This window comes from Bradyrhizobium stylosanthis, assembly GCF_001641335.1.
Classification (GTDB): Bacteria; Pseudomonadota; Alphaproteobacteria; order Rhizobiales; family Xanthobacteraceae; genus Bradyrhizobium; species Bradyrhizobium stylosanthis.
Genome location: NZ_LVEM01000003.1, coordinates 362,675 through 374,683, shown reverse-complemented (window position 1 = coordinate 374,683; position 12,009 = coordinate 362,675). Strand labels below are relative to the sequence as shown.

Annotated in this window: 11 protein-coding genes; 6 read left to right on the top strand and 5 right to left on the bottom strand. The window is 66.1% G+C overall.

Features of this window, described 5'->3' with window-relative positions:
• Positions 1–8 precede the first annotated feature (8 nt).
• The gene (locus A7X65_RS21510) at positions 9–1,793 is read left to right on the top strand and encodes a chloride channel protein (RefSeq protein ID WP_063688406.1); all 1,785 of its coding nucleotides are present in this window, start codon (positions 9–11) and stop codon (positions 1,791–1,793) included.
• Between the two features lie 48 nt (positions 1,794–1,841).
• Here A7X65_RS21510 and A7X65_RS21505 read toward each other — a convergent pair whose 3' ends face one another.
• Positions 1,842–2,099: a DUF2798 domain-containing protein gene (locus A7X65_RS21505; RefSeq protein ID WP_063688405.1), complete on the bottom strand. Its 258-nt coding sequence runs from the start codon at positions 2,097–2,099 to the stop codon at positions 1,842–1,844.
• 290 nt (positions 2,100–2,389) lie between these two features.
• Between A7X65_RS21505 and A7X65_RS21500 the strand changes: the two genes are divergently transcribed.
• Complete coding sequence (locus tag A7X65_RS21500; protein WP_082885018.1) at positions 2,390–2,782, top strand: hypothetical protein; 393 nt, start codon at positions 2,390–2,392, stop codon at positions 2,780–2,782.
• A gap of 1,083 nt (positions 2,783–3,865) precedes the next feature.
• On the opposite strand, the gene A7X65_RS43190 is transcribed toward A7X65_RS21500, so the two are convergent.
• Positions 3,866–4,276 carry a hypothetical protein gene (locus tag A7X65_RS43190; protein WP_245323741.1) on the bottom strand — a complete coding sequence of 137 codons (411 nt, stop codon included), beginning with the start codon at positions 4,274–4,276 and terminating at the stop codon, positions 3,866–3,868.
• Between the two features lie 30 nt (positions 4,277–4,306).
• On the opposite strand from A7X65_RS43190, the gene A7X65_RS21490 reads away from it, so the two are divergent.
• The 4 genes from A7X65_RS21490 to uraD all read left to right on the top strand — a co-directional run bounded on the left by A7X65_RS21490 (position 4,307) and on the right by uraD (position 6,924).
• The gene (locus A7X65_RS21490) at positions 4,307–4,591 is read left to right on the top strand and encodes a hypothetical protein (RefSeq protein WP_063688403.1); all 285 of its coding nucleotides are present in this window, start codon (positions 4,307–4,309) and stop codon (positions 4,589–4,591) included.
• 88 nt (positions 4,592–4,679) lie between these two features.
• Positions 4,680–5,093 carry a DUF3830 family protein gene (locus A7X65_RS21485; protein ID WP_036045261.1) on the top strand — a complete coding sequence of 138 codons (414 nt, stop codon included), beginning with the start codon at positions 4,680–4,682 and terminating at the stop codon, positions 5,091–5,093.
• Positions 5,094–6,029 (top strand): allantoinase PuuE, encoded by a 936-nt coding sequence (puuE, locus tag A7X65_RS21480; protein WP_063688402.1) that lies wholly within the window; start codon positions 5,094–5,096, stop codon positions 6,027–6,029.
• Positions 6,030–6,036: 7 nt separating this feature from the next.
• Positions 6,037–6,924 carry a 2-oxo-4-hydroxy-4-carboxy-5-ureidoimidazoline decarboxylase gene (uraD, locus tag A7X65_RS21475; RefSeq protein WP_063688401.1) on the top strand — a complete coding sequence of 296 codons (888 nt, stop codon included), beginning with the start codon at positions 6,037–6,039 and terminating at the stop codon, positions 6,922–6,924.
• Here the strand turns inward: uraD and A7X65_RS21470 are convergent.
• The 3 genes from A7X65_RS21470 to A7X65_RS21460 are packed head-to-tail and all read right to left on the bottom strand — an operon-like array spanning position 6,921 to position 11,888.
• The gene (locus tag A7X65_RS21470; protein WP_063688400.1) at positions 6,921–8,318 is read right to left on the bottom strand and encodes a nucleobase:cation symporter-2 family protein; all 1,398 of its coding nucleotides are present in this window, start codon (positions 8,316–8,318) and stop codon (positions 6,921–6,923) included. The two genes, uraD and A7X65_RS21470, sit on opposite strands and share 4 nt — an antisense overlap.
• Before the next feature lie 25 nt (positions 8,319–8,343).
• Positions 8,344–11,067, bottom strand: coding sequence for a molybdopterin-dependent oxidoreductase (locus tag A7X65_RS21465; RefSeq protein WP_063688399.1), 2,724 nt, complete (start codon positions 11,065–11,067; stop codon positions 8,344–8,346).
• Positions 11,064–11,888: an FAD binding domain-containing protein gene (locus A7X65_RS21460; RefSeq protein WP_063688398.1), complete on the bottom strand. Its 825-nt coding sequence runs from the start codon at positions 11,886–11,888 to the stop codon at positions 11,064–11,066. Before A7X65_RS21460 ends, A7X65_RS21465 begins: the two co-directional genes overlap by 4 nt.
• Positions 11,889–12,009 lie beyond the last annotated feature (121 nt).

Below are 12,009 nucleotides of genomic sequence, written 5' to 3'. Positions count from 1 at the left end.
GGCCAGAGGTGTTCGTGCGGCTCAGACGTCTCGTCGATCGCAAGGGATCGAACCGTTTCATGGTTCGCCTGCGCGCGCTCCTGCGCAGCAACGAGTTCTACCTGATCCCGCTGGCGCTGGTGATCGGCACGCTGGCCGGCGCCATCGTGACGCTGATGGCCGAGATCGCGCAGATCGCGCATGTCGTGATCTACGGCATTCCCGTCGACGTCCGCCTCTCGGCCAATGCGCGCGTCACCGCCTGGGCGGCACTGACGGCGCCCGCGCTTGGCGGCCTCGCGCTCGGCATCATGGAATGGTCGCGGCGGCGGATGAAGATCTCGAACGCCGTCGACCCGATCGAGGCCAACGCCCTGCGCGGCGGCAATCTGTCGATGCGCGACAGCGTGGTGGTCTCGAGCCAGACGCTGATCTCCAACGGCTGCGGCGCCTCGGTCGGGCTCGAGGCCGGCTACACCCAGATCGGCTCGGGGATCGCCTCGCTGCTTGGCAAGTTCTTCAATCTGCGCCGCAACGATTTGCGTCTGATGGTCGGCTGCGGCGCGGCCGCCGCGATCGCGGCCGCGTTCGGTGCGCCGATCACCGGCGCCTTCTATGCCTGCGAACTGATCGTCGGCGTCTATTCGGTCGGCAGCGCCGCGCCGATCCTCGCGGCCTCGCTGGCGGGAGCGCTGACCGCGCAATGGCTCGGCGGCGCACCTTATTCGCTGGAGATCCCCAAGGTCAGCGCCGTCGGCGTCGAGCAATATCTGGCGCTGATCGGGCTTGCGCTCGTCACCAGCGGTGTCGGCATCGCGGTGATGCGATCGTCGTCGATGTTCGAACGACTGTTCAAATGGCTTCCGGTCTGGCTGCGCCCGGTGATCGGCGGCCTTATCGTCGGCAGCTTTGCGATTGCGACACCGCAGGTGCTGGCGGCCGGCCACGGCGCCATGGTGCTGGACCTGTTCCACGACATGACGATCGGGCTGATCGCGCTGATCATCGCCCTGAAGGTAACGGCGTGCCTGATCTCGCTGGCCTCCGGCTTTCGCGGCGGCCTGTTCTTCGCCTCGCTGTTCGTCGGCAGCCTGATCGGAAAATTCTTCGCCGCGGTGCTGCTCTTGATCAGCCCGAACTTCGTGATCGATCCGCTGGTGGCGATGCTGACGGGCATGGCGACGCTGGGCGTCGCCATCGTCGGCGGTCCGCTCACCATGTCGTTCCTCGTGCTCGAGATGACGCGCAACGTCGACGTCACCGCCGTGGTGCTGGCCGGCTGCATCGTCACCTCGATCTGCGTCCGCTTCATGTTCGGCCACTCCTTCTCGACCTGGCGCCTGCATCTGCGCGGCGAGACCATTCGCAGCGCCAACGACGTCGGCTGGCTGCGCAACCTCACCGTCGAGCGCTTGATGCGCTCCGACGTCGGCAAGGTGCCGTCGACCACGACCATCGCCGCCGTGCGCCGCGAATTCGTGCTCGGCTCGCGGCCCGGCATCGTCATCGTCAACAATGCCGACGAATATATCGGCCTCGTCCTGCTGCCCGACCTGTTCTCCAGCGACCTCGACACCATCGCCGACGACATCCAGGTGATCGAGCTCGCCCGTCTGATCGACATCGTGCTGATCCCGGAAATGAACGTGAAGAGCGCGATGGCGGTGTTCGACGAGGCGGAAGCGGAGATGCTGGCGGTGGTCGATTCCACCGACAGCCGCAAGGTGGTCGGCTTCCTCACCGAGACCTTTGCCCGCCGCCGCTATGTCGAGGAGATCGACAAGGCGACGCGCGGCGTGCTGGGGGCGCTGTAGGCAACGTTGAGGCGGGACGGCGTGCATGCGCAGCGCCGTCCGCGTTGTCTAGCGGCCTGGTTGAGACGGAGCCGCAACGAGGCAGGCCACGATCCGGCGGACCAGCGGCAGCACCAGCAGCAGCGTCGGGAAGGCGACGAGCCATGACAGCCCCCAGGCACCCGGCCATGTCGCGAGGAACGCTGGCGTTGCGCCGAGGCTCCGGAGCGTCGAAATGACCGACACCACGGCCGTCATGAGGATGGACAGCACGAATGGCATTACGATCGGCGCATAGCGCGCCGGCAGTTTGCGAACCGCAATCATCTGATTTCTCTTGGAGAATAGGACGCGTCAGGCACGGTGAACCCCAAAATCGGCATCGATCCCGACGGCGTCGGTTGATGCGTTGGTTCACGTGAACGCTTACGGCGACCGGAAAACGGCGCGGCTGTTCATTATCCGCTCAGGTTGAGTGGCGCAAGCTGGATCGGGTCGTTCGGTTTACAATCGTTCAAAGCGTGGCAGATTGCCGCGATCATGAAACCATTTCAGTGGTTTGCGCGTTATCAACGGTTTGCATAGATGTGTTTTTCCGAAAGCAGAGGAAGATCAAGATGAGCAGATTCATGATTTCCGCAGCCGGCCGCAGCACCGTCCTGGCCGCATGCGCAGGCCTGGCGCTGCTCGCAAATTCGGTGTCGCCATCGGCCGCGGCAGCGCCCCGGCCGGCACAGGCCGCGCCAGTAAACGCAGGGCAGGGCTCCTCCGACGTCACTGATTTCAGCGCAGCCCGTCGCCGCTACTATCGGCGCGGGTCGAACGCCGCAGGTCTCGCCTTCATGGGCGCGGCAGCCGGCATCATCGGCGGAGTGATCGCCGAGCAGCGCCGCCGCGACTACTACGAGAACAACTATTACTACGGCCGGCGCTACTATGGTGGCCCCGGTTACTACGGCGGCCAGGGCTATTACGGCGGCAATCCCTATTACTACGACCCGGGCTACTGATATCGGCGCGTACCGCGGCCGGTTTCGATCTTGCTTCAAAAAGGGCGGCGCCTCGCGCCGCCCTTTGTCGTGCTTGCGTTCGTGCGTAGCCCGGGTGAGCGCAGCGATACCCGGGGCCTCAGTCGCAAGAACCCCGGATGTCGCTGCGTTCATCCGGGCTACGGGACCGGGCTGTGTCGCGCCGCTGTCAATCCATTCGTGCGAAAATATTCCGCTTTACCGAAATTCGGAAATGGCGTACGTATCGCCCATCCCGGCTCATCCTTGAGGGGCGATCATGTGATCGTCATTGTCGCGAGCCGGGCTTGCGGTGGACGCGGCAGCGTCGGCGCGAATGACCGGGGCAGGGCGGATTGCTCTCCGTGAACCCCCAGGGCATCGCGCGGACGAACGGCGCTGACAGGCTCGTCTCGTCTGTAGGTTTCCGGCTTTGTCGACAGGGCTGGAAAAACTGCGGCGAACATGGCGGACCGCGCGTACGGCAAAACCGTGTGGTCCTGGCCGTCGTTGCTACGGCCAAGCTCTTGCGAATGCGGCGATCGCGTCAACCGGCGCGGCGCCGGTGAGTTTCGCTGGGGTGAGGGAGGCCAGAAGGAATTCGGCTCCCGGGAGAGCACGGCATAAGCCGTCCGACCATCGCGCAGGGAAGGCCGAGTGATTGGCTACACCTGTATGCTGCTGTGCGGTTCTTTTGCGCTACCTTTCGCGCAGCGGACCGTGGGTGCCAGTCGGCACCCGGCCTTCCCTGCGCCCTCTTGGATCGAGAGGGTGGAATGACCAGGCAAAGCTCGGGCGAATTGCGCCGCGAGGCTGCGGAGGTGTGTCCGCGAGTTCGTAGGATGGGTAGAGCGAAGCGAAACCCATCATGCTACGGCGAAGCGGATGCGTGATGGGTTTCGCTTCGCTCTACCCATCCTACGAGTGCGTGTCGGAGAACTGCAGGCCATACACTCCGTCATTGCAAGCGCAGCGAAGTAATCCAGAATCCCTCCGCAGAAAGATTTCTGGATTGCTTCGCCGCAAGGCTCCTCCCAATGACGACGTGGAGGCGGTTGCGCTTCGACCGCTCTGTGCTTCCGGCAATCACCGACCCGCCGGCGCCGACATCGCGCCGTTGGCGTAGCGCGACCAGTCGGGCGCGGTCGGTTGCGACGGCCAGATGGCGGCGTTGGAGTCGCGGACCGATTGAGTGATGGGAACGGGTTGCGCCTTGCGGGCGTGGTGACGGTCGCTTGCTGCGGCGGTCTGGACGGTGGCGGCGGCAATCAGCATGGCGCCGACAAGGACGAAAGTCTTTTGCATCGTTGTTTCTCCCGTGACGACGCACCGGCTGTGAAAAATATCGTCGTCGTCGCGGGTCACATGGCGATGCGTCCTTTGGAATGTCAGCGGTGCGGCCTTCACGTTGGAGCGAGCAAATTTTCTGGTCCCGGCTAAATATTCGGCAGTCACACCCGGACGCGCGGTGGACTTGGCCTGCGCAATCCGGTTCAATGGGACAAATTGGCTTTCCAGGCGACAACGATGTCGAAATATCTGCTGGTCCTGCTTCTGATTGCCGCGCCGGCGGCGGCGCAGGTCAAGCCTTCGCCAAAGAGTTCAGCGGCGCATCCGGACCCCTGCGCGCCGATCGGGCGGACTGCGGACGGCAAGCTGGTCTATTCCATGAAATGCGAGAACCTGCCGGCACCGCCCGCACCGCCGCCGCAGGCGGAACTGAAGGAGGCGCCGCCACCGGCCGCCGCCACCGAGCCGGAGCCCGAGGTGCGGCGGAGCGGCATTTTCGGTTGGTCCTACGACCGCCGGTGATGCGGCTTCGCCCTTGCGCGAAGCCTTATGGAGTGCTCTTTGCTGAGAGTTCCCCGCGGGGCCTTGGCCCCCGATCCAGAGAGATGAGATGAGCAAACTCGTTATCCGCGCCGGCGATTTCACCTTCGATGCCCGTTTCGAGGAGCAAGCCGCGCCCAAGACCGTCGCCGCGTTCCGCAAGGCGCTGCCGTTCGAAAGCCACATCATTCATGTGCGCTGGAGCGGCGAGGGCGTGTGGATGCCGCTCGGCGATCTCGACTTCGGCGTCGGCTACGAGAACCACACCAGCTATCCCGCGCCGGGCCAGATCATCCTCTATCCCGGCGGCATCAGCGAGACCGAGATCCTGCTCGCCTATGGCGGCGTCCACTTCGCCAGCAAGATGGGCCAGCTCGCCGGCAATCACTTCATCACGCTGACCTCGGGCCTGGAAAACCTGGCCACGCTGGGCAAGAGCGTGCTGTGGAAGGGCGCGCTGCCGATCCGCTTCGAGGAAGTCTGAGTGACCGATATCCGCTACCCGCGCGATCTCCGTGGTTACGGCCGCAACCCGCCGCACCCGCAATGGCCTGATAATGCGCGGGTCGCGGTGCAGTTCGTCGTCAATTTCGAGGAGGGCGGCGAGAACAACATCCTGCACGGCGACCGCGCCTCGGAAGCGTTCCTGTCGGACGTGCTCGGCGCGCAGCCCTGGCCCGGCCAGCGTCACGCCAACATCGAATCCATGTTCGAATATGGCTCGCGCGCCGGCTTCTGGCGGCTGTGGCGGATGTTCAGCGAGCGGAAGTGGCCGACCACCGTGTTCGGCGTCGCGACTGCGCTCAAGCGCAACCCGGAAATCGTCGCGGCCATGAAGGAGGCGGGCTGGGATATCGCCAGCCACAGCCTGAAATGGATCGAGCACAAGGACATGACCGAGGCGCAGGAGCGCGCCGAGATTGCCGAATCTATCCGCGTTCACACCGAGGCGACCGGATCGCGGCCGCTCGGCTGGTACACCGGTCGCTCCTCGATCAACACCAACCGTCTGCTGATGGAGGAGGGCGGCTTCCTCTATCTCTGCGACTCCTATGCCGACGACCTGCCCTATTGGGTCAAGGGCGCCAAGGGCAAGCAGCTCATCATTCCCTATACGCTCGATGCCAACGACATGCGGTTCATCAACCCGCAGGGGTTTGCCGAAGGCGAGCAGTTCTTCACCTATCTGAAGGACGCCTTCGACGTGCTCTATGCGGAGGGCGAGACCGCGCCGAAGATGATGTCGGTAGGGCTGCATTGCCGCCTCGCCGGCCGTCCCGGCCGCGCCGCGGGGCTGATCCGCTTCCTCGACTACATCGGCAAGCATGAGCGCGTCTGGGTGCCGACGCGGTTGCAGATCGCGCAGCACTGGCACGCCAAGCATGCTCATCTCGCGGCAGATGCGTTCGAGATCGGATGATGGTGTGATGTCGCAAATCCCGCTCGCCGATCTCAATGCTGCAAGCAAGGCCGATTTCGTCGCCGCGCTCGCCAACGTCGTCGAATATTCGCCGTGGATCGCGGAGAAGCTCGCCGGGCAGCGGCCGTTCGCGGGCGTCAATCAGTTGCACGCCGCGCTGATTGCTGCGATCCAGGCTGCCGAGCCCGACGTGCAGCTGGCGCTGATCCGCGCCCATCCCGATCTCGCCAACAAGACCCAGCGCGCCGCGGGTCTGACGGCGGAATCGACCAATGAGCAGAACAGCGCCGGCCTCGACCGGCTGTCGGAGGCCGAATACGCCGCGTTCGAGCGCGTCAACAACGCCTATCGCGAAAAATTTGGCTTCCCCTATATCGTCTGCGTGCGCCGTCACACCAAGGATTCCGTGCTTCGCGACTTCGAGACGCGGCTGCGCAACATCGCCAAGACCGAGACGCGGCGCGCGATCGAGGAGATCGGCCGTATCTCGGCGCTGCGGCTCGACCAGCTCGTCGTCGCCGACGACAGGCTGAAAGTGCACGGCCGGCTCTCGACGCATGTGCTGGACAACCATGCCGGCAAGCCTGCGGCGGGTATCCCGGTCGAGCTCGTCGAGCTCGCAAATCTCGGCGAGAGCCGCGTGATCGCGCGCGCCGTCACCAACGACGACGGCCGCACCGATCTGCCGCTGATCGGCGGCCGGCCGCTGCCGATCGGCCGCTACGAGCTCAGATTCACCGTCGGCAAGTATTACGCCGAGCGCAACGTGCCGCTGTCGGACCCGCCGTTCCTCGACGAGATCCCGCTGCGCTTCGCGATCAGCGAGCCGGAGGGCCATTATCACGTGCCGCTGCTGGTCACGCCGTGGAGCTATTCGACCTATCGCGGCAGCTAAACATGCTGCGCCGACGCTGCCGCTGAGGCTGCATCGGTCTCCGCCGCAGCGCCGCCGCTCAATCCGTTGAAGAAGGCATTGAGCAGCACCGAGACGATGGCGCAGAGCAGGATGCCCGATTCCAGCAGCGGCTGGAGGTCGTGCGGCAGATTGCGGAAGAAGCCGGGCGCGGCGAGCGGGATCAGACCGAAGCCGATCGAGATCGCGACGATGAAGAGATTGTAGCGGTTGGTACGGAAATCGACCGAGGTGAGGATGCGTGCGCCGGTCGCTGCGACCATGCCGAACATCACGAGACCCGCGCCGCCGAGCACGACCAGCGGCACCGCCTCGACCAGCGCGGCGAGCTTCGGCAGCAGGCCGAGCACGAGCATGATGCAGCCGCCCGTGATCGTCACCCAGCGCGAGCGCACGCCGGTGACCGAGACGAGGCCGACATTCTGCGAGAACGAGGTGTAGGGGAACGTGTTGAAGATGCCGCCAAGCAGCGTGCCGACACCGTCGGCGCGCAGGCCGCGGCTCAGGGCTTCGCGGTCCACGGCCTTGCCGGTGATGTCGCCGAGCGCGAGGAACATGCCGAGCGACTCGATCATCACCACGATCATGACGACGCACATGGTGATGACAGGCACCAGATGGAATTGCGGCATGCCGAAGCGGAACGGGATCACGAGCGCGCCCCAGGAGGCCGCCGCGACCTTGTCGAAATGCATCACGCCGAGCGCGCTCGCGAGCACGGCGCCGGCGATGATGCCGAGCAGCACGGCGACATTGGCGACAAAGCCCGTGCCCCACTTGATCAGGCCGAGGATGAAAAGCAGCACGAACAGCGAGATGCCGAGGCCCTGCAGCTGCCCGTAGGCCGGATTGGGAAAGCTGCCGGGAACGCCGTCGACGACCTTCGTCAGCGTCGGCAGGCCGCCGCCGGCCCAGTTGATCCCGACACGCATCAGCGAGATGCCGATGATGAGGATGATGCTGCCGGTGACGACGGGCGGAAACAGCGGCAACAGCCGGCTGACGAACGGCGCGGCGACGATGCCGAACAGACCGGCCGCAATCACCGAGCCGTAGATGCCAAGCAGGCCGATATCGGGCGCGGCCGCCATCGACAGCATCGGACCGACCGAGGCAAAGGTCACGCCCATCATCACGGGCAGGCGGATGCCGACGCCGGGAAAGCCGAGGCATTGCACCAGCGTCGCAATCCCGCAGGCAAACAGATCGGCGCTGATCAGGAAGGCGACGTCCTCCGGCGGCAGCTTCAGCGCGCGGCCGATGATCAGGGGCACCGCAACCGCGCCGGCATACATCACCAGCACGTGCTGGAGCCCGAGCGCCAGCAGGCGCGGGAGCGGCAGGACCTCGTCGACGGGATGCACTTCGCTGGTCATGAATGATCCCCCCTGAATGATCGACCTATCCGAACTTGTCGTGCAGTGCCGGAAACAGCCGGTCCGGCTTGAACGGCGGCGCGGTGAAGCGGATGCCGGTGGCGTCCGCGATCGCGTTGCCGAGCGCCGCGGCAACGGGATTGTACGGACTCTCGCTCATCGACTTGGCGCCGAGCGGCCCGATCGTGTCCGACGTCTGCGCGAACAACACCTCGGTGCGCGGCACGTCGGCGAAGGAGGGCAAATGATAGTCGCGGAACTTCGGATTGGTGACGCGCCCCTCCGCGTCGATCACCATCTCCTCGTAGAGCGCAGCACCCAGCGCCTGCGCCACGCCGCCCTCGACCTGGCCGCGGCACTGCATGGGGTTGGCGACGACGCCGGCATCCGCCGCCTGCACGCTCCTGAGAATCCTGAGCTCGCCGGTCGCCTTGTTCACGGCGACACGAAAACCCTGCACGTTGAAACCGACCGAGCGCGGCGTGCCGCCGGAATTGCCGCTGCCTGCGAACGGCCGGCCGCGCTCGCGGGCGAGCTTCGCTAGTTCCGCAAAAGGCATGCGCCGCACGCCGCTGACGACCGCGTCGTCGTCAAGCACGCAAGTCTCCACGTCGCAAAGCCACGCGTCCGCAGCAGCCGCCTTCAATTCGGTCGCGAGCTGCAGGGCGGCGGCATGCGTCGCCTTGCCGGCGACGAACGTGCCGGCGCTGCCATAGGCGCCGGTGTCGTGACCGCCATGGGCGGTGTCGGACTGGCGCAGACGGATGCGATCGACGGTGGTCGCGAGCGTCGTCGCCGCGATCTGGCGGTGGACGGTGCTGGTGCCGTTGCCGAACTCGGCGGTGCCGACCGTGAGGTCGAAACCACCGGTGTCATTGAGCGTGATCGTGGCATCCGCGATGTGCCCGGCCGGCGGCACGGTGTCGATCATGGTCAGCGCGACGCCGTCGCCGATCAGCCATTCCCGCGACAGCTCTGCTTGCGGGCCGTCCGCCTGCATCGCGCGCTCGACGAGATCGAGGCACTGGTCGAGCCCATAGGAGCCATAGAGCACGTCGTGAAACTCGGACGGCGGCGGCGACAGCATGGGATCGCCCTGCCTGATGATGTTGCGCCGGCGCATCTCGTAGGGGCTGATGCCGAGCTGCCGCGCCAGCTCGTCGATCGCGGCCTCGATCGCGATCTGCGTCTGTGGCAAGCCGTAGCCGCGAAATGCGCCCGCCGGCACCGTGTTGGTGTAGACGGCGTAGCCGTCGACCCGCTTGTTCGGGCAATTGTAGACGGCGATGGACTCCGACAGCGAGTGGAACATCACGGGACCGGCGTGATTGCCGTAGGCGCCGGTGTTGGAGAGCACGTCGAGCTGGAGCGCGGTGAGCTTGCCGTCGGCGCCGGCGCCGGCCTTGATGTGGACCCGCATCGGATGCCGCGTCGAGGTCGCGATGAACTGCTCCTCGCGTGTCAGCTCCAGCTTCACCGGCCGTCCGGTCCTGAGCGCGGCGAGCGCCAGGATGTCCTCGACGAACATTTCCTGCTTGCCGCCAAACCCGCCGCCGACGCGCTCGCAGAACACGCGGACCTTGTCGAGGGGAAGCTGGAAGATGTCCGACAGCGCCCGCCGGGTCAGGAACGGCACCTGCGTCGAGGTGCGGACGTTGAGCACGCCCGCTTCGTCGTGCCAGGCGAGGCCGCCATGGGTCTCCAGCGCCGCATGCTGCACGCGGTGACTGTGGAAGGTGGCTTCATAGGTGACGGCAGACGTCGCGAGCGCCGACGCGACGTCGCCGTACTCGCCATGCGTCTCCGCCGCCAGGTTGCGCTGGGGATCGGCGATGCGGTTCGCAGGAGTGCGGTCGGGATGGAGGACCGGCGCCCCCGGCGTCATCGCCTGCTCCGGATCGATCAGCGCGGGCAGGATCTCGTAATTCACCTTGATCCGGCGGCACGCCTCCTCGGCGGCGGCTTCGCTCTCGGCCACGACCGCGGCAACCCGCTGCCCGATGAAGCGGACGACGTCGTCGAGGACGCGGGTGTCCTCGGGATCCATCCAGTCCTTCTCGTGGCGCGCGGTCGAGATCAGGACGGACGGCGCATCCTCATGCGTCAGTACCGCGTGCACGCCGGGAACGTCGAGAGCCGCAGAGGCGTCGATGGCGACGATCCGCGCATGGGCGTGGGGCGAACGCAGCAGCTTGATGTGCAGCAGGCCCTCGATCGCGGTGTCGAAGGTGTAGCGCGCCGCGCCGCGCACCACGTCGGGGCCCGCGGGCGCCGGCAGGCTGCGGCCGAAGGCGGCGCCGGCCTCGACGCTCGTCTCGACATTGGTCTTGCCGAGCAGCGCGTCCTCGATCGCGCGATAGCCTGTGCAGCGGCAGATATTGCCCTTCAGTGCCGTGCCGAGGTCGGTGCGCTGCGCCTGGTTCAGCGACGCGCAGGTCAGGATCATGCCGGCGGTGCAGAAGCCGCATTGAAAGCCCTGCGCATCGAGGAAGGCCTGCTGCATCGGATGCGCGCCGGCCTCGCCGCCGAGACCTTCGATCGTGGTCACCGCTCGGCCTTCGGCCCGGAACGCCGGGATCAGGCAGCTATGCACCGGCTCGCCGTCGAGCAGCACGGTGCAGGCGCCGCAATCGCCGGCGTCGCAGCCCTTCTTCACGCCGAAATGGCCGAGCTCGCGCAGGAAGGTGCGCAGGCATTGACCGGCGCGCGGCTCTTCCGCGAACGTCGTCCCATTGACCTCGAAGCTCATGATGTCGTCCCCAGGAGCTCGCCGCGGATCTCCTCGGCGAGCCGCAGCGTCATGTGCTTGCGCCAGAGCGGCTTGCCGTGGATGTCGGTGTGGTACAGGTCATCCGTGATCTGCTGCATGATCGCATCGCGAAGCGAGCCCGCGTCGGGCGGCTTGGGAAACGACAGCCGGATCGGCCGCACCGTCGAAGCGGTGACCGTCAGCGCGAGCGTGCCGTCGGCGTCGAAGCTGCCGATCAGGAGCGCTGCCGAGCGGCCGACCGGTGCGAGCGAGATCTGGCGAAACGCCGTGCGGCGCTTCAGCGCGGCGATCGGGATATCGATCTGGCGCAGCAGGTCGCCCGGCGTCATGCGGTTGCGCTGGTTGCCGGTCACGAAGTCGGCGACCGCAATCCGCTGCTCGCCGCCATCAGCCTTCCAGATGGTGCAGACACCGTCGAGCGCCGCGGTGAGGGAGATCATCGGTCCCGCCGGCAGCGACATGCAAAGATTGCCGCCGACCGTCGCGGTCTTCCAGATCTTGAAGGACGCAAGGAACGCGCGGCAGCACTGGCCGATCAGGGGCGCTGCGAGCCAGTCGGAAGGGCAGGCGAGTCCATCGAGCTGCGCGACGGTGCAGGTGGCGGCAATACTGAGATGGCTCTCGCCGGTCGTTAGCGCCGGCCATTTCAGATCGGTGAGGTCGATCAGCCGCTTCAGGTGCGCTTGCGGCTCCGAGAACAGCCAGGTGCCGCCTGCAAGCCAAGCATCGCCTGGCGTCCAGGTGGGCAGCTCAGCGCGCGTTTGCGGATGCGCGACTGTCGTGATGGTATTCAAATCCATGGCTGCGCCAGAAAGCTTCCGCCCGGTGAATCGTGCGATAGAGTCTTGCAAGACCGGAGCCAAGTCGCAACAAACAAGTCGGTGCGAGATGGCGTTCGGGCACTTGGCCGCATTGAATGCC

Bases quoted from the DNA above. Each gene is read 5' to 3' on its own strand.
- A7X65_RS21505 (WP_063688405.1), bottom strand. From the start codon at position 2,099: ATGATTGCGGTTCGCAAACTGCCGGCGCGCTATGCGCCGATCGTAATG.
- A7X65_RS21500 (WP_082885018.1), top strand. From the start codon at position 2,390: ATGAGCAGATTCATGATTTCCGCAGCCGGCCGCAGCACCGTCCTGGCC.
- A7X65_RS21490 (WP_063688403.1), top strand. From the start codon at position 4,307: ATGTCGAAATATCTGCTGGTCCTGCTTCTGATTGCCGCGCCGGCGGCG.
- A7X65_RS21485 (WP_036045261.1), top strand. From the start codon at position 4,680: ATGAGCAAACTCGTTATCCGCGCCGGCGATTTCACCTTCGATGCCCGT.
- uraD (WP_063688401.1), top strand. From the start codon at position 6,037: ATGTCGCAAATCCCGCTCGCCGATCTCAATGCTGCAAGCAAGGCCGAT.
- A7X65_RS21470 (WP_063688400.1), bottom strand. From the start codon at position 8,318: ATGACCAGCGAAGTGCATCCCGTCGACGAGGTCCTGCCGCTCCCGCGC.
- A7X65_RS21465 (WP_063688399.1), bottom strand. From the start codon at position 11,067: ATGAGCTTCGAGGTCAATGGGACGACGTTCGCGGAAGAGCCGCGCGCC.
- A7X65_RS21460 (WP_063688398.1), bottom strand. From the start codon at position 11,888: ATGGATTTGAATACCATCACGACAGTCGCGCATCCGCAAACGCGCGCT.